Below are 16,890 nucleotides of genomic sequence, written 5' to 3' on the forward strand. Positions count from 1 at the left end.
CGGAACATGAATTGGATTGCGGACTACATAGAGGGTCATGGGGAGGAATTTTGGCAGCGGGCGTTGAAGATTCACGGCTACGCGGAGCTGGCGGGGGAGGAGCGGCAGTCGGCCGCGGAGCTTTGCGCCATGCTGGAACAGGCCGGATTTGCGGTGGAACAGGGCCTGGGAAGCCAGCCCACGGCCTTCCGCGCGGTTTACGGAAGCGGCGGGCCGGTGATCGGTTTTCTCTGCGAGTACGACGCCCTGCCCAAGCTGAACCAGACGGAGGGAACCTGCTACAACGGGGATGGAAGAAGCGGCCACGGCTGCGGTCACAATCTGCTGGGCGTGGGAGCCGCCGCGGCGGCGATGGCCCTGCGGGAGGAGATGGAGAAGGGCGGACTCTCCGGGACTTTGGTGGTATACGGATGTCCGGCGGAGGAGACGCTGTTCGGGAAGACAAAGATGGCGGAGGAAGGGTATTTTAAAGAACTGGACGTTGCGCTGGCCTGGCATCCGGAGGACCATTACTGCTGCGGGGAAGTCTGCCACAAGGCTATGGATTCCATCCGTTTCCGGTTCCACGGCAGAAGCGCCCACGCTTCCGTGTGTCCGGAGATGGGGCGAAGCGCCCTGGACGGGGCGGAGATGATGAGCGTGGGAGCCAATTATCTGCGGGAGCACGTGCCGGACGGCGTGCGGATTCACTACAGCTATCTGTCCGCGGGAGAAAAGCCCAACGTGGTGCCGGATTTCGCGGAGGTGTGGTATTTTGTGCGGAGCAACCGCCGCCGGATCGTGGACCAGGTGACGGAACGGCTGATCCAGGTGGCCAGGGGAGCCGCTATGATGAGCGGGACGGAAGTGGAGTGGGAATTTCTGGCACGCGGCAAGTCTACCAGAATCAACACCACCCTTGCGGATCTGGCTTACGGCTGCATGCGGAGGGTTCCGCTGCCGCGGTGGGAGGAGCCGGAGCTGCGGCTGGCGGCCGGTCTGGGGGAGAGCCTGGGGCTTCCGGGGACGATCTGCGGGGAGCTCACTCCGCCGGAGGGCAGGGAGCTGGCGGGCAGCGGTTCCACGGACTTCTCAGCAGTCAGCCAGACGGTTCCCTCGGTGGAGATCAACACGGTCTGTTTCACCCGGGGCACGCCGGGGCACCACTGGGCGGTGACGGCCCAGTCCTGCTCGCCCATCGGCAGGAAGGGGATGCTGTACGCGGCAAGCGTGCTGGCTGAGATGGGAAAAGCTTTATTGGAGGACCCCGGGCTTCTGAGCCGGGCCAGGGAGGAATATCTGGCCCGGGCGGAATAGGCGTTTCGGGGCGGGAGGGAATATGCTGAAAAAGCGGCTGTTTATCAGCTATACGGTATTGATCAGCCTGTTTATGATTGTGGTGCTGACGGCGGTGAACCGGGCGGTGTCGGGTACCATCGACACCCAGATGGAGAGCGTGACCCGCGAGGCGGTGGAGGTGGGAGTCCGCGATATCAACAGCCTGTTCAGCGATATGTTTTCCGAGACGCTGAACCTCTGCGTGGACCGGCAGCTTCAGGCCGCGCTCACGGATTTCGCGGACCAGGGCGGCGAAGCCGCCGGACGGGCGGTGCGGGAACAGGGCGAGCGGGCTATCTCCGGGCTGCGGCGGAAGCTGACGGTGGAGAAGGTGAGATTATACCCTGTGCGCAACGGGGAGTTTTACCGGGATGAGGCAGAATATCCCGACGGCGGCTCGCCCGGCCGGGAACCAGTCCGCGGGTTCCTGGCAGCCCCGGATCTGGCCGGGGAGGAGTGGGTTCAGAAAACCCGGGCCGCGGGAGGAAAGTTTGTGCTGACGGAGAACGAGGAGGCGGACCGGACGTTTCTCAGGCTTTCCAAGGTGATCCTAAGCGACGACCGGGACATGCGGGATCTGGCGCTGCTGGAGGTCAACATCGATGTGCAGATTCTGTCTACCCGTCTGAATCAGATCAGCGTCCAGAAGGGGCTGGTGTACCTTCTGGACGACCAGGGCAGGATTATTCTGCCCTATTCCCATTACCACCAGGACGGAAATGAGCGGTTTGGGGAAGGGCGCAGCGGGGCGTTCATTGACCGGAACAAGCACATGGTGATCATCCGGCCCATTCACACGGTTGGGTGGCGGGTGGCGGCGGATGTTCCCATGCGGGAAATCCTGGCGGCCGGCTCCGCACTGCGGGGCCATGTGATGGCGATCAGCGCCGTGGCCATCGTGGCCGTGCTGCTGTTGGCGATCTATTTTTCCACATACATATCCAGGCCGGTCATACACATTTCCCAGGTGATGAACCAGGTGCGGGAGGGGGATCTGGACATCCGCATCGACTCCTCGCGCCAGACCGGGGAGATGAAAACCCTGTACCAGAGCTTCAACTACATGATGGACATGATCGGGGACCTGATTCAGGAGGTATACGTGGCAAAGATCCGGGAAAAGCAGTCGGAGCTGGCGGCGCTTCAAGCGCAGATCAATCCCCATTTTCTCTATAATACCCTGGATTCCATCAACTGGATGGCCATCCGCTACGGAGCCCGGGATATCCAGAAAATGGTAGTCTCCCTGGCCACCATGCTGCGCTATTCCCTGAACAACGGCCAGAATCTCATTGCGGTACAGGACGAGATCAAACAGGTTCAGAGCTACATCAATCTACAGCAGATCCGGTTTGAGAACTGCTTTGAGTCCGAGATCCGCATCCAGGAGGAGATGAACAGCTGCATCATTATCAAGCTGCTGCTGCAGCCACTGGTGGAGAACGCCATCATCCACGGTTTTGACGAGGGGCAGTATGAGAACGGCCATCTGACCATTACCGGGGAGATCGAGAGCGGGCACATGGTGTTCCGGGTGATGAACGACGGGCATCAGGCGGACCTGGAAGTGATTCAAAGGATCCTCTATCCGGCGGAGAATGTGAAGCCCAAGAGTTATGGGATCAAAAATGTCAATGACCGGCTGAGGCACCAATACGGGGAGGAGTATACATTGCAGTACCGGATTCAGGGGGACCTGACGGTGGCCGTGATCCGAATCCCATTGGAAAAAACAGGAGGAGAAGCTTATGGAGGGGGAAATGATTCGGGCGGTGGTCGCAGATGACGAGAAGATCATCCGCGAGGGGATCGCAGAGTGGGTAGATTGGAATAAACTGGGGATTTGCCTTGTGGGCTGCGCCAAAAACGGCGAGGAGGCCCTGGCGGCGGTGCGGGAGCATCAGGCGGATCTGCTGGTCACGGATATCCGGATGCCCGGCATAAGCGGGCTGGAGCTGGCGGAGCAGCTGGAACGCGAGGAAAAACCGCCCCTGATTATTCTGATCTCGGGTTACAGCGACTTCGCCTACGCCCAAAAGGCGGTGAAGTTAAAATGCGTGGTGGATTACGTGCTCAAACCCCTGGAGCTGGAGCAGCTGGAGGCGGTGCTGGCAAAGACCGGGCAGCAGATTTTAAAACGCCGCCATTCCATCCTGGTGCCGCCGGTGGAGCGGACGGAGGAGTCCGCCGGAACCGGGGCGCGCATGGCGGGCATGACCGCCCGGCTGGTGCGCTTTATCAGCGCAGGGGAGGAGAAGGAGACGGCGGAGCGGCTGGGGGAGCTCTGCGAAACCGGGCATCCGGCGGAGACGGTGAAGGCGCTGCCGCCGGAACAACTTCTGCCGTTTATGGAGCGGGCCGTTATGGGCTGCGTCCGCCTCATCGGAGAGACCAGAAACCGCAGCTGTTCCGCGCTGATCAAGTCGGCCCTGGAGGAGATCGACCGGAACTATTACCGCTCGGAATTTACGCTGCAGACTCTGGAGGAGACGCTGATGGTCTCGCCCAATTATCTGTCCGCCAGATTCAAGGAGGAGACGGGAACCGGGTTCGTGCGCTGCCTCAATGAGAAGCGCATGGAGCGGGCCAAGGGGCTTTTGGCCGACGTGAGCCGGAAGATCTACGAGGTGGCCTGTCAGTGCGGCATCGACGACGTGCGCTATTTTACCAGGTTGTTCAAGGAGTACGCCGGGATGACGCCGAAGGAGTACCGCGACAAGATCCTGTAAAAAGTCCACAGAAGCGTTGAATTGTGACGTTGTGAACTTGTGACACATGTTCTATAATAAAGATAACAAAAAACAAGGAGGAAGTAGAACATGAGAAAGAGGATTGCGGTACTGTTGGCTGTAGCCATGATGGCCTCCGTGACGGCAGGCTGTTCCGGGGCAGAAGCCAAGGCTCCGTCGGCGGGAACCGAGACAAGTGGGGGACAGACCGGGGAGAACGCCTCCCAGGAGGCGGGGGAATCCGGGGAGAATCCCATCCGTATCGGCGTTGCAGCTCCTATCACGGGCAACAGCGCGGAGTACGGTAAAGGGTTCCAGGTGGCCACCCAGATGGCGGCAGAGGTGGTCAATGCGGCGGGCGGCGTGAAGGGCCGGCCCATCGAGATGGTGGTCAAGGACAGCAAGGGGGACGCCAAGGAGAGCGCGGACGTGGCCAGAATCTTCTGCGAGGAGGAGGACATCGTGGCGGTGATCGGCGATTTCAGCAGCTCCAGCTGTATGGCCAGCGCGCCCATTTACCAGGAGAAGGGTCTGGTTCAGATTTCTCCCAGCGCCTCCCACCCGGATTTCGCCAAGATGGGCGACTACATGTTCGGCGTGGTGGGACGCCAGGACGACGAGGGGCCCTTTATGGCCAAGTACATGGCCAAGAAGTACATCGGCGCCGAGAGCGTCGGCGTGATTTTCATGAACAACGACTGGGGCGTGGTGACTTCTGAGAACTTCAAACAGGCCTGTGAGGAGAGCGGCGTCGCGGTGACGGCCACCGAGAGCTTTATTGAAGGAGAGAAGGATTTCAACGCCGTGATCAGCAAGGTGCGCCAGACCGATCCGGACGCGCTGTGCCTGATCACCCAGTACAACGAGGCGGCCATCATTTCCAAGCAGGTCAAGCAGGCTGGCTGGGACGTGCAGATCATGGGAGCGGGCGCCATGTACTCGGATCAGCTGATCCAGCTGGGCGGAGCCGACGTGGAGGGCCTGATCGCGGAGTCCCCGTTCATCATCGAGGAGAGCGATCCCAAGGCCATGGAGTTCGCCGAAGAGTTTGAGAAGCGGGCCGGCTTCAAGCCCAACATCCAGGCGGCCAGCGCTTACGACACGGCTCTTCTGGTGGCGGACGCCATCGGTCGCGCGGAGGAAGTGTCCAGAAGCGCGGTGCGGGACGCTCTTGCCGCTACGGACAACTTTATGGGCATCACTGGCCCCATCACCTTCACCGAGGACGGGGACGTGCACCGCAAATACCGGGTGATGGCGATTCAGGACGGCAAGTGGGTGGCGCTCACCGGATACGACTACTACGACGAATAAATTCATCCGGCAACATTTAAAAGGCAATGCCAATGCGCCTTGCCTTTTTTGATACCCTAAAATCGGAAAAATTGTAAAAAAGAGGGGATAATCATGTATCTTTTGGAACAAATTTTAAACGGCGTCTGCCAGGGAATGATCTATGCGCTGATGGCCATCGGCTACAGCACCATCGTGGGCGTGACCGGCCTGGTGACCTTCGCCTACGGCGAGGTGGTGATGATCGGAGCCTTTGCCGCGTACTACTGTTTTGAGTTTTTCGGCGCCCATCTGGTGCCCGCCCTGCTGGCGGGATTTCTCATGGCGGGCCTGGGCGGAGTGGTGATCCACAAGGTCTGCTACGAGCACTTTTTCGACGCACCCCGTCATATTTCCCTGATCTGCACCATCGGCATGAGCATGCTGCTGAAGAACCTGGCCCAGATTCTGTTCGGCAGCCAGGTGAAGGGGATGCCCACCTTTTTCGGGGGCAGGTTCATTTCCCTTGGGGGAATCCGAATTTCCTTTCTCCAGCTTCTGATCTTCGGTCTGGTGATCGGCCTGTCGGCCGCCCTGAGCATTTTCTTAAACAGAACCAGAACCGGCATGACGCTGCGCAGCGTTTCCCAGGACAAGAAGGCGGCCGCCCTGGTGGGAATCGACGTGGAGCGGTCCACCCTGACCGGAAATGTGCTGGGCTGCGCCCTGGGCGGAGTGGGCGGCGTGCTGCTGGGAATCTACTACGGCACCATCGTCCCAACCATGGGCGGCGCGGTGGGAATGAAGGCATTCAGCGCCTCGGTGCTGGGCGGCCTGACGGACGTGGCCGGAGCCGCAATCGGCGGCCTGCTGATCGGAATCTGTGAAAATATCGGCATTATGTTTATGACCACCGGGCTTCGGGATGCCATCGCCTTTGTGTTTTTGATCCTGGTGCTCCTCGTCAAGCCCCAGGGACTGTTCGGCCGAAAAGGAGGTATTAAATTATGATGGAATGGATCAAAAATCACCGGAATATGGTCCTGGCAGCGCTGGGCGTCCTGCTGGTCCTGCTGCCGGTGGTAGTGCACAGCAGCTACCTGCTGGGAATTTTAATCCGCATCCTGCTCTACACCATGCTGGCCGGTTCTCTGAACATGATCAACGGCTACTCCGGGCAGATGAACCTGGGCCATGCGGGCCTGTACTGTATCGGCTCCTACACTGCGGGAATCCTGGCCGTGAAATACCAGGTGGGTTTTCTGCCCCTGCTGTTCATCAGCGGGTTTGTGACCGCGCTGTTCGGCTTTCTGGTCAGCCTGCCCACCATCAAGCTGGCGGGCGTTTATCTGGCGATTGTGACCATCGGTTTCTCCGAGATCACCCGCCTGGTGGCCTTGAATTGGACCGGGCTGACCGGGGGACCCATGGGGATCAAGGGGATTCCCAGACCGGAGATTTTCGGCCTCAGGCTCTCCGAACCGGTGCATTTCTACTACCTGGCCCTGGTGCTGGCGGTTCTGGTGCTGTTTATGATGCGCAGGGTGGTGAGCTCCCGCATCGGCCGGGCCTGGATCGCCATCCGGGAGGATCAGGTTGCTGCTTCCTTTCTGGGGGTGAATACCAGGCGGTTTAAATCCCTGAATTTCAGCTTCGGAGCGTTTATCGCCGGGGTGGCGGGCTGCTTTGCGGCTTACTATTACCAGTTCATCTCCTCGGATATGTTCTCCATGGACGAGGGCTTCAACATTCTGGCCATGGTGATCATCGGCGGTCAGGGCACCCTGATCGGGCCGGTGGCCGGTTCCCTGGTGGTGAACACCATCACCGAGGTGTTCCGCTTCGCGGCGGATTACCGGATGGTGATGTACGCGGTGCTGATCATTGTGATGATGTGGTTCAGGCCCCAGGGGCTGGTGGGCGCGTCCAACAGCGTATTTGCGGTCAAGCGGACGAAGAACAGCGGCAAGAAGGCCGAAAGGAGCGGAAAATGACGATATTGGAGACAAAACAGGTCTGTATGTATTTCGGCGGCTTAAAGGCGGTGGAGCAGGTGGACATGCAGGTGGAGAAGGGGGAGATTTTCGGGGTGATCGGACCCAACGGAGCCGGTAAGACCACGTTCTTTAACGTCTGCTCGGGCAATTACGCCGCAACCCACGGGGATGTGTTCTTAAAGGGCGAGGCCATCACGGGCATCCGCCCGGAGCAGATCGCCGCCAAGGGGATGGCCAGGACCTTTCAGAATATCAAGCTGTTTAACAATATGACGGTGCTCGACAACATCAAAATCGGCTTTCATATGCACACCAAAACCCAGCTGTGGGACGCGATTTTCCACACCAGGGCCTACCGGGCCGACGAGGAGGCGGTGGAGCGTCAGGGCATGGAGCTGTTGGAGATGGTGGGGCTGAGCGAATACGCTCTCACCAAGGCGGGCAATCTGGCCTACGGCACCCAGCGGAAGGTGGAGATCGCCAGGGCCCTGGCCATGAAGCCGGACATTCTGCTCTTGGACGAGCCTGCGGCGGGTATGAACCCCAATGAAACCATGCAGCTGCTCAGCTTTGTCAAGATGCTCAACGGCATGGGTTACACCATCGTGGTGATTGAGCACGACATGAAGTTCATTATGAACCTGTGCAACCGCATTATGGTGTTGAACTACGGCAAAAAACTTTTTTCCGGCACGCCGGAGGAAGTGAAGAACAACGACGAAGTGATCGAGGCGTATTTCGGCAAGCCGATTGCCGTTTAAGGGAGGGAACGTTATGCTGAAAATAGAGAATCTTTCGGTGGATTACGGAAATATCTCCGCGCTTCGGGGCGTCAGCCTGGAGGTGAAGGAGAATCAGATCGTGTCCCTGATCGGGGCCAACGGGGCGGGCAAGACCACCACCCTGATGGCGGTTTCCGGCCTGGCGGCCAAATCGGGCGGCTCCGTTTCCTTCGCAGGGGAGGACATTACCCGGGAGAGAGCCAGCCGGATCGTGCAGCGGGGAATCTGCCACGTGCCCGAGGGACGGCATATCTTCCCGCGGATGACGGTGGAGGAAAACCTGGTGGCGGGAAGCTTCGGCGACCGGGCGATCTCCAGGGTAAAGGTGAGGGAAAAGGTGGAGGAGATGTATGACCTGTTTCCGCGGCTGAAGGAGCGAAAGAGCCAGCTGGGCGGCACCCTGTCCGGCGGCGAGCAGCAGATGCTGGCCATTGCCAGGGGGCTGATGTTCGACCCCAGGCTGGTCATGTTCGACGAGCCGTCCATGGGCCTTGCGCCCATCGTGGTGGAGGAGATTTTCGGACTGATCTTAAAGATCAAGGAGATGGGCAAGACCATCCTGCTGATCGAGCAGAACGCCAGCATGGCGCTTCAGATCGCGGACTGGGGGTATGTGCTGGAAACCGGCGAGATCACCCTCCAGGGCGCGGGGCGCGACCTGCTGGCGGACGAGAACGTGAAGAAAGCATATCTGGGTATATAAGGAGGCGGAGATTTTGAGACAGGAACGGAACATGGTGATACTGGGCATGGGTTATCTCATGGAGTACATTTACCCCTGCTACAAACATATGCTGGGGGAGGCCGCCGGGCGGTGTATGGCGGCGGTGACCGCCGACGGGGCGGATCTGGCCAGAAAGCAGGAAAAATTTGAGTTTCCGGTCATATTGGACGACAATGCGGGCGCGCTGGAACAGATGGAGCCGGAGATCATCCTCTTTGCGCCGCCGCCCGCGGTGGCTCCGGGGCTGATAGAACAGGTGCTGGCCCCCTATTACCGGAAGGTGCGGGAGCGGGGAGGAAAGCTGCCGGTGCTGTACGCATTTCCCCCCAAACCGGAGGGGCGCGACTATCTGGAAATGCTGGGAAACGACATTCTGGTGGCCAATATTCTCCCCAACATGGTGAGCCGCATCGCCGGTGAGACGCTGGCCGGGGAAGGGCTTACCTATCTGACCTTCCCCGATGAGGGGCCGTGGCCGAAAGAGGAGCGGGACTATCTTTTGGAGTTTTTCTCGCCCCTGGGCGGGTGTATCGAGGTGAAGCCGGCCCACGTGATGCAGATGCTGGCCGGGACCGTCACGGTGCACAATATCTCGGAGATCATTCTCACCGTTTCAGACGCCCTGGAGCGCAGCGGAAACCCTGTGGATTTCCACCGCATAGCAGGAGCCATGCGGGCCTACCACCAGAAAAAGTGGTCTTACAGCCCGGCCGGGAGCGCGCCCTGTCGGGAGGACGAGGTGGAGGAGCCGCTGTTTTTGGCGCTGCGCAAGGTGACATACCACTGGTTCATGGGAATTTACCGGTTTTATCTGGACGCGGGTATGGATGAGGACACGGCTTCGCGGATTCTTGTCTCCCTGCTGGATCTCCACCTGCACCTGCACCAGAAGGAGAATCGCAGTGTCATTGAGGCCAGTGGAATCCAGCACGCGACCAAGGGCGGAGTGCTGGAAAAGGGCTGCCTGGTCTTTGCAAGACAGGTGGAGCGGGAGCTGGCCCGGACATTTGAGCAGTGGCCGGATGTGAACTTGTCCGACGAATGGTGTTCCTGGCTGGAGCAGCAGGCCTATTCCATCACCGCCCAGGTCGCGGATCACAGCAAACATCTGACCGGAGCCGGGGAAGGACGTTTTGCGGTGGAGCACCACGCGGTGATGTTCGGGCTTTTGGCGCGGGCGGTCCTGGAGGTGTGCGGGGAATCCGGCCGGGAGATCGTGAAGGCGGGAACCAGGCACTACGCCCACGGCCGGGGACACCGGATGCGCCTGCGCTGCCAACGGGACGGCAACCCCACGGACATGATCCATTACATGGCCTACGGGGAGTGGACGCCTGAGCCTGGAACCATGGAGATCAGAACGAGGCAGAAATCGCCGGTGAACAGGACCCTGGTGGTGAAGTGCCCCTGGATGACGGCCTGGAAGAAATACGGCCTGTCGGACTATGCCAGACATTACTGCGATTATGCGGATTTTGCCCTGGTGGAGGGATTTGACGGCGGGCTGGCGCTGGATATGGACAGCTGGATGGCCAGGGGCGACTCGGGCTGCGGCTTTACCTGGAACGGGGCGGATTTAAACGGGGAAAGCGAGGCGGAGATCGCCAGGGTGAAAACCCTTAACCGGGAAGGCGGGGTGCTGGACTGGGAGTACCATACCGCCCACATGTATTACGCCTTCTGCCAGGTGTTTGAGAAGCTGCTGGATCCGGAGACCCGGGGCCAGGTGGTGTCCGGGGTGAGAGCGGAGTTTGAGGACCGGTTCGGGTCAGGCGCTCTGGCGGTGATCGACCGCTTTGCCGGCGTGGATTTCTTTCGTCTGGAGCGGCCTTAGGTTTCGGGCATAAGCCGGATATCGGGTATGTAACCGTTGCATAACCGGCAAAAATCGGCATTTGACATACCGTCCGCCAATCGTTATAATAGACAGCGGAGGCCCGGGACGGCCTCCGGCAAATAGGAAACAGAATCCAATCAGGAGACGGACGATTATGACATTTACTTACCCCGCGGTGTTTACACCGCATAAAGATGATAAGGGATTCCACGCGGAATTCCCCGACCTGGAGCTCTGCGAGGCGGACGGGCCGGATTTGGAGGACGCCATCGAGGCGGCCCGGGACGCGGCCTACAACTGGCTGAGCCTGGAGTGGGAGGAAGGCGGAGATTTCCCGCAGCAGACCCACGCTGAGGACATGGAGCTGGCAGAAGGGGCGTTTGTGCGGCAGATTATGGTGCGGATCAAGCTGCTGCCGGACAATGACTGAGTGGTTGCCGGGATTAAAGCTTATATTGGTGAAGTGTTAACAGAATCATATGAATTTGAGAAGATTCGAAATGCTGTGCTGATTTGCATGGCATTTCGAATTTTTTGCGTTATATAGAATTTTATTTGTTATTGGATTTAATATTGTGTTGTTAAGGAGAAATGATCAACAAATGAAAGTATATGAAATGCACAAAAAATTATGGTAAATAGGAGGGATATGGGTATTAACAACTAATTGTGTGGTCATAATGCTGAAAAAGAAATAAAGTATAAATTAATATTGATTATTTTAAATTAATTTATTAATATATAATTAATTCAATTAAGCTTTAATTAATTCCTTGCAGGGGGTAATTTCACTAAAGTTTCCAGTCCGGGCAGAATCATGAACTGGCTGGTACTGGGGAAGAGAGGAGCAAATCTATGCTTGATATATTAATTAAGAACGCAAAAATAATTGACGGTACGGGTTTACCAGTGGTAGAAGGAAACGTTGGTATCCGTGGGGATAAAATTGTTTATCCGACGGAAGAACAGGCTGCGAAGAAAGTGATCGACGCGGCGGGGCGGATGGTTAGCCCGGGATTTATCGATGCTCATTCACACGGGGATTTGATTTTGGGAACCGAGAGCGCTCACCTGTTTAAGACTAATCAGGGAGTAACGACTGAGGTGACCGGCCAGTGTGGACTTTCTATTGCGCCTACGAACCCGGCTTATCTGGATTTGGTTCAGCATTTATTGAGTCTGGGGACCGCATCATTCCCTGATGATATGGTGAATTGGAACAATTTCAGCCGTTATCTGGAGTATGCTGACAAGCAACCTAAGACGGCCAATGTGATGATGTATGTGGGACACAGTACATTGCGAATTGCAGTTATGGGATTTGCCAACCGGGTGGCTACAGACGAAGAACTGGAGCAGATGAAGGCTATCTTAAAGGATGCAATGGAGCACGGGGCGGCAGGCTTTTCCACCGGACTTATTTATACACCCAGCTGTTATGCGGATGAGCGTGAGGTAGTAGAGCTGGCTAAGGTAATAAAGCCATACCATGGAATTTATGCTTCCCATATGCGCAATGAATCCTACGATATTATAAAATCAGTGAGAGAAACCATTGATGTGGGACGTAAGGCCGGAGTGACGGTGGATATTTCTCATCACAAAACGCTGGGTAAAGCAAATTGGGGGCTGCAAAAGGAGACACTGAGGCTGATTCAGGAGGCCAGAGACGAGGGGATTAACGTAGTGTGTGATCAGTATCCCTACACATGTAATATGACCCACTTAAACGCCTGCATTCCACCGTGGTATTTTGACCAGGGATTCGACATTATGACAGAGCAGTTAAAGGATCCGGAATTTCGTGCCAAGTTGAGAAAGGAGATGGAGGATCCTGAAACGCCGTATGACAATTACTACCTGAATGCAGGGGGGTGGAGCGGTGTGTTTGTGTCAAGCTCCACGCAGACTCCTCAGGCTGAGGGGAAATTTATCAGCGAATATGCGGCAGAGATTGGTAAGGATCCTTGGGATGCATTTTTTGAACTGATGGTTGAAAACAAATGCAGCAGCGGGGGTGTTTACAGCAGTATGTGTGAGGCTGATGTATGTGAGATTGCAAGCGCTCCATTCTGTATCGTAGGAAGCGATGGACTGACGCGTTCCTGGGAGGAAAAAGGGCATCCAAGAGCCAGCGCCACATTTCCCCATGCGATCACCTATTTTGTTAAAGAGAAGAAGTTATTCACGCTGGAGCATATGATTCGAAAAATGACGGGGCTTACGGCGGATTCTCTGTCCATTAAAAGAAAAGGATATATACGGGATGGCTACGACGCAGATCTGGTGATTTTTGATTACGATAGACTGAAGGATACTGCAACTTATACCAATTCCAATTCTCTGACAGAAGGAATTGATTATGTGTTAGTAAATGGACAGATTGTATATGAGGATATGAAACTGACAGGGATTTATTCTGGAAAAATGATCCGGCATAATGCTTGACAAATTACATAGGAGGGGTGTATATGAATATACTGGTTGCATTTATCATCACGATGGCGGCGCTGTTGGTGGCGTTGATCAAATTTAAAGTGAGTCCGGGCCTGGCGCTCTTTGCTTCTGCGATTCTTATGGGCTTTCTGGGCGGCATGGGTATGACGGATATGTTGGGCTACCTGACCTCCGGCTTTGGTAGTATGATGACCAGCATTGGCTTGATTATTCTGTTTGGAGGAATCTTCGGCATGATGTTGGGCGATGCAGGCGGAATGGAGGAACTGGCAAAAGGTCTGCTGCGCAAAGTAGGGCGCAAAAATGACCTGTTGGCTATGAATCTGGCTGGATTTATTGTATCCATCCCTGTATACTTCGGCTCTGCATATATTATGATGGCGCCGCTGGTCACTTCTCTTCAGAAGCTAACCAGGAAGAAAACCAGCAGCTATGTGGCAGCTCTGTTTACCGGTCTTCTTCTGACCCATTGTATTGTAGCGCCTACTCCTGGTCCCACGGCTGTATGTGGTCAGTTGGGAGCTAATCTTGGGTGGTTTATTCTTTACGGAATTCTGGTAGCGCTCCCGGCAAGCCTGCTCTGTGGATGGCAATACGGAAACGCCTTGAATCGTAAATCTGATCGCAGCGCTGATAGGGCGGAGCGGAAAGAACTGGTGGAAAATGAGGAGATTCTGCGGGCCGATCCGGAAAAACCGTCCGCTTTGAAGATTTTCCTCCTGATCCTGTTTCCCATTGCTTTGATTGTAGTCGGGGCTATTGCGGGAGTGGTTCTGCCGGCGGAAAGCTTTGGATATAAATTCTTTAGCTTGGTGGGAAATAATAACATCGCGTTGTTTTTGGCATTAGTTTTAACTGCAGTTGTATTGCGCAAATACCTAGTAAAAAATACCGGTCTTACGGTGATGCAGTACGTTGACAAGGTTTCCGATAAGCTGGGCAATATTCTGATGGTAATTGGCTGTGGGGGATGTTTTGGAACTGTGCTTCAGAAATGCGGTTTGGGAGATGCGCTGGTAGGATTTATGTCAGGAATGAATATGCCCATTCTGTTGCTGGCATTTTTGTTGGCAATGATTATTCGCGCAGCAGTCGGTTCTGCAACGGTTGCGATGTTGACTACTGTGTCAATTATCGGTACCTCAGCAGTATCCATGGGGTACTCACCAATCATTGTAGGACTTTGCATCTGCGCAGGTACGGTTGGATTGACACTTCCAACGGATGCGGCTTTCTGGCTGCCGGCCAGAAATAATGATCTGACTACGGCAGACGCGTTTGTGGCGACGACTTACAGTACGACAGGGGCCAGCATCATTGCGTTCATAGTTCTGCTCGTACTAAATGCATTTGCGGGTGTATTGCCCGGTATGTTTTAATAACACGTTTGATTATTTGGTTGAAGGAGTTTATTATGCTGCAGAATCAGTCCATTACAAGATTGTTGAAGGAGCCGTGCGTGGCGGACCTGGCAAATCTCAGTGAAACTTTTTGGGTAAATCCCCACAAGAAGCCTTGCCAGGAAGCCCTGGAGGCTGCGGAACTTACTTTGGAGGACGTGTTGGAAGCCTCTGAACGTTTGGAGCGCTTTGCACCTTACATCCGTAGTGTATTTCCAGAGACACAGCCAGCAGGGGGAATCCTGGAATCACCGCTGCGTGAAATACCGCGGATGCAAAAGATTCTCTGCGATCGATCAGGCGAGCGCGTTCAGGGACGCTGGTTCTTAAAATGCGACAGCCACCTTCCGGTTTCCGGTTCCATAAAAGCCAGAGGCGGAATTTATGAAGTGCTCTGTTTTGCAGAAAAGATTGCGATGGAGGAAGGCGGGCTGAGTCTGGACGAGGATTACAGTGTATTGACCCAAGAGCGCTATAGGAAGCTGTTTTCCAGTTACAGTGTGGCGGTTGGATCTACGGGTAATCTGGGGCTGTCCATCGGAATCATGAGCGCGAAGTTGGGCTTTTCTGTGACAGTCCATATGTCGGCAGATGCCCGGCAGTGGAAAAAAGATCTGCTCAGAAGTAGAGGAGTACAGGTGGTGGAATATGAGCAGGATTATAGTCTGGCGGTTACCGAGGGACGCAGGCAGGCAGAGAATAACCCCCGCTGCCATTTTGTAGATGATGAGAACTCAACAACATTGTTTCTCGGATATGCGGTGGCGGCGTTGCGGTTGAAAGCCCAGTTGGAAAAACAGAAAATTGAAGTTGATGCGGACCATCCGTTATTTGTATACTTGCCATGTGGCGTGGGGGGAGGTCCCGGAGGCGTGGCTTTTGGACTGAAGCTGGTGTTTGGTGATTACGTCCATTGCTTTTTTGCGGAGCCGACTCATGCTCCATGCATGCTACTGGGCATGGCTACCGGCCTGCACCATCGGATCTGTGTCCAGGACATTGGGATTGATAACCAAACTGCTGCGGACGGCCTGGCGGTAGGCCGCCCCTCGGGATTTGTAGGGCGATTTATGGAACCTTTCATGGATGGCTGTTATACGGTTTCTGATGAGAATCTGTACCGGATGCTGGCACTTTTAGGAGAGACGGAAGATTTATGGTTGGAGCCCAGCGCGCTGGCCGGTATGTGCGGACCTTTGTGGCTTGCTCAGGACAGTGAAAGAGAGTATCTGGTGAAGCAGGGGGTCGACGGACTAATGGAGCAGGCAGTGCACATTCCCTGGGGAACAGGGGGAAGCATGGTGCCGGAAGAAGATATGCAGCAGTATTACCAAAATGGTAAAAAATTGTTGAATATACAGGAGGGAGGGGAAGAAACGTTCTGACACAACGGCGAATCAGGTAATCCTATCAATATCCATCCACAGAGCAAATGTGGGCGGATATTTTCAGCGTGTTTGATCATTGCGTGCGGGGGAAAATTGTGATAGAGTAATAAGGACAGTCCCTTCAGCGGATCCGTGCTGGTACGGCTGGCAGAATATACTTTTAGGAGAGAACTGATTATGGATGACTTGAACCTTGGGAAAAAATTGCAGATGTACCGCACATCTCGCAGCATGAGCATACGGGAATTGTCGGATGCCACAGGCATTACTGCCTCGATGCTCAGCCAGATAGAACACGAGCAGGTTAATCCCTCAATCAATTCCCTGAATAATATTGCCAAAGCTTTGGGAGTACCGCTATACTGCTTTTTTCAGGAAGAAATCATCAAAGAGCCCGTGGTGCGTCATGACAGCCGTAAAACGATTGGACGTCCGGAAAATGCGGAGGAGGTTTATTATGAACTGTTGACTCCCGATACCAATGGAACCATTGAGTTCTGTATGATGGTTATTCCCTCTCATTCGAACTCTTTTGACAGTGTCCACTGCCATACCGGTGAGGAGGTTGCCTATTTTCTGGGGGATGGCGACCATATCGGCATAACGATTGAAGGACGGACCTTACATTTGAAAAGGGATGATAGCGTACGCATCGCGCCATTTTCCAACCATGTATGGCATAACGATACAGATCAAACGGCCCGGGTCATATTTGCCATTACGCCGCCTAGTTTTTAAGATTTAGGATATTTATATATCATACAGCCGCGAGGGAGCATACAGCGTATCCCTTGCGGCTTTTTTGTGGGGATGCGTGAAAATAAATTCTCCCTCTGCGCCAAGCTGGTTTAGAGATCCATTCCAATAAAGGAAATTGTAAGAAAATCTTCCTTGTATTTCCATCCTCCCTATGATATCGTAAGATACAACAACTGTATTAATAAGATTAGTACAGATAGAACGCCGGCCGACGATACGGGGGCCGGA

General features: G+C 55.3%; 14 protein-coding genes. All 14 read left to right on the forward strand.

The features are described from left to right. Positions 1-6: 6 nt before the first annotated feature. The 14 genes from ACK2JC_RS26055 to ACK2JC_RS26120 all read left to right on the forward strand — a co-directional run bounded on the left by ACK2JC_RS26055 (position 7) and on the right by ACK2JC_RS26120 (position 16,641). Entirely contained in the window at positions 7-1,296 is a 1,290-nt protein-coding gene (locus ACK2JC_RS26055; protein WP_320936993.1) for an amidohydrolase, read from the forward strand. 22 nt (positions 1,297-1,318) lie between these two features. Then, positions 1,319-3,103 (forward strand): sensor histidine kinase, encoded by a 1,785-nt coding sequence (locus ACK2JC_RS26060; RefSeq protein WP_320936992.1) that lies wholly within the window; start codon positions 1,319-1,321, stop codon positions 3,101-3,103. Continuing rightward, positions 3,066-4,046, forward strand: a complete 981-nt coding sequence (locus tag ACK2JC_RS26065; RefSeq protein ID WP_411338097.1) for a response regulator — start codon at positions 3,066-3,068, stop codon at positions 4,044-4,046. Before ACK2JC_RS26060 ends, ACK2JC_RS26065 begins: the two co-directional genes overlap by 38 nt. 90 nt (positions 4,047-4,136) lie before the next feature. Beyond that, entirely contained in the window at positions 4,137-5,360 is a 1,224-nt protein-coding gene (locus tag ACK2JC_RS26070) for an ABC transporter substrate-binding protein (protein WP_368272352.1), read from the forward strand. Between the two features lie 93 nt (positions 5,361-5,453). After that, the gene (locus ACK2JC_RS26075) at positions 5,454-6,329 is read left to right on the forward strand and encodes a branched-chain amino acid ABC transporter permease (protein ID WP_092361124.1); all 876 of its coding nucleotides are present in this window, start codon (positions 5,454-5,456) and stop codon (positions 6,327-6,329) included. After that, positions 6,326-7,312, forward strand: coding sequence for a branched-chain amino acid ABC transporter permease (locus tag ACK2JC_RS26080; RefSeq protein WP_118754121.1), 987 nt, complete (start codon positions 6,326-6,328; stop codon positions 7,310-7,312). Before ACK2JC_RS26075 ends, ACK2JC_RS26080 begins: the two co-directional genes overlap by 4 nt. After that, the gene (locus ACK2JC_RS26085) at positions 7,309-8,076 is read left to right on the forward strand and encodes an ABC transporter ATP-binding protein (RefSeq protein WP_092361126.1); all 768 of its coding nucleotides are present in this window, start codon (positions 7,309-7,311) and stop codon (positions 8,074-8,076) included. The genes ACK2JC_RS26080 and ACK2JC_RS26085 overlap by 4 nt, the downstream gene beginning before the upstream one ends. 13 nt (positions 8,077-8,089) lie before the next feature. After that, positions 8,090-8,800 (forward strand): ABC transporter ATP-binding protein, encoded by a 711-nt coding sequence (locus tag ACK2JC_RS26090; protein ID WP_007712403.1) that lies wholly within the window; start codon positions 8,090-8,092, stop codon positions 8,798-8,800. 13 nt (positions 8,801-8,813) lie between these two features. After that, complete coding sequence (locus ACK2JC_RS26095; protein ID WP_320936990.1) at positions 8,814-10,655, forward strand: L-2-amino-thiazoline-4-carboxylic acid hydrolase; 1,842 nt, start codon at positions 8,814-8,816, stop codon at positions 10,653-10,655. A 157-nt stretch (positions 10,656-10,812) separates the two neighbouring features. Continuing rightward, positions 10,813-11,088, forward strand: coding sequence for a type II toxin-antitoxin system HicB family antitoxin (locus tag ACK2JC_RS26100; protein ID WP_024734950.1), 276 nt, complete (start codon positions 10,813-10,815; stop codon positions 11,086-11,088). 425 nt (positions 11,089-11,513) lie between these two features. After that, positions 11,514-13,106 carry an N-acyl-D-amino-acid deacylase family protein gene (locus ACK2JC_RS26105; protein ID WP_276950498.1) on the forward strand — a complete coding sequence of 531 codons (1,593 nt, stop codon included), beginning with the start codon at positions 11,514-11,516 and terminating at the stop codon, positions 13,104-13,106. 23 nt (positions 13,107-13,129) lie between these two features. Continuing rightward, positions 13,130-14,494, forward strand: a complete 1,365-nt coding sequence (locus ACK2JC_RS26110; protein ID WP_276950496.1) for a GntP family permease — start codon at positions 13,130-13,132, stop codon at positions 14,492-14,494. A 35-nt stretch (positions 14,495-14,529) separates the two neighbouring features. After that, positions 14,530-15,900, forward strand: coding sequence for a D-serine ammonia-lyase (locus ACK2JC_RS26115; protein ID WP_276950494.1), 1,371 nt, complete (start codon positions 14,530-14,532; stop codon positions 15,898-15,900). A gap of 180 nt (positions 15,901-16,080) precedes the next feature. Then, positions 16,081-16,641 (forward strand): helix-turn-helix domain-containing protein, encoded by a 561-nt coding sequence (locus tag ACK2JC_RS26120; RefSeq protein WP_276950492.1) that lies wholly within the window; start codon positions 16,081-16,083, stop codon positions 16,639-16,641. The last annotated feature ends 249 nt before the right edge of the window (positions 16,642-16,890 follow it).

The organism is Enterocloster lavalensis (genome assembly GCF_046603895.1).
GTDB lineage: Bacteria > Bacillota > Clostridia > Lachnospirales > Lachnospiraceae > Enterocloster > Enterocloster lavalensis.

Bases quoted from the DNA above. Each gene is read 5' to 3' on its own strand.
- ACK2JC_RS26055 (WP_320936993.1), top strand. From the start codon at position 7: ATGAATTGGATTGCGGACTACATAGAGGGTCATGGGGAGGAATTTTGG.
- ACK2JC_RS26060 (WP_320936992.1), top strand. From the start codon at position 1,319: ATGCTGAAAAAGCGGCTGTTTATCAGCTATACGGTATTGATCAGCCTG.
- ACK2JC_RS26065 (WP_411338097.1), top strand. From the start codon at position 3,066: ATGGAGGGGGAAATGATTCGGGCGGTGGTCGCAGATGACGAGAAGATC.
- ACK2JC_RS26070 (WP_368272352.1), top strand. From the start codon at position 4,137: ATGAGAAAGAGGATTGCGGTACTGTTGGCTGTAGCCATGATGGCCTCC.
- ACK2JC_RS26075 (WP_092361124.1), top strand. From the start codon at position 5,454: ATGTATCTTTTGGAACAAATTTTAAACGGCGTCTGCCAGGGAATGATC.
- ACK2JC_RS26080 (WP_118754121.1), top strand. From the start codon at position 6,326: ATGATGGAATGGATCAAAAATCACCGGAATATGGTCCTGGCAGCGCTG.
- ACK2JC_RS26085 (WP_092361126.1), top strand. From the start codon at position 7,309: ATGACGATATTGGAGACAAAACAGGTCTGTATGTATTTCGGCGGCTTA.
- ACK2JC_RS26090 (WP_007712403.1), top strand. From the start codon at position 8,090: ATGCTGAAAATAGAGAATCTTTCGGTGGATTACGGAAATATCTCCGCG.
- ACK2JC_RS26100 (WP_024734950.1), top strand. From the start codon at position 10,813: ATGACATTTACTTACCCCGCGGTGTTTACACCGCATAAAGATGATAAG.
- ACK2JC_RS26105 (WP_276950498.1), top strand. From the start codon at position 11,514: ATGCTTGATATATTAATTAAGAACGCAAAAATAATTGACGGTACGGGT.
- ACK2JC_RS26110 (WP_276950496.1), top strand. From the start codon at position 13,130: ATGAATATACTGGTTGCATTTATCATCACGATGGCGGCGCTGTTGGTG.
- ACK2JC_RS26115 (WP_276950494.1), top strand. From the start codon at position 14,530: ATGCTGCAGAATCAGTCCATTACAAGATTGTTGAAGGAGCCGTGCGTG.
- ACK2JC_RS26120 (WP_276950492.1), top strand. From the start codon at position 16,081: ATGGATGACTTGAACCTTGGGAAAAAATTGCAGATGTACCGCACATCT.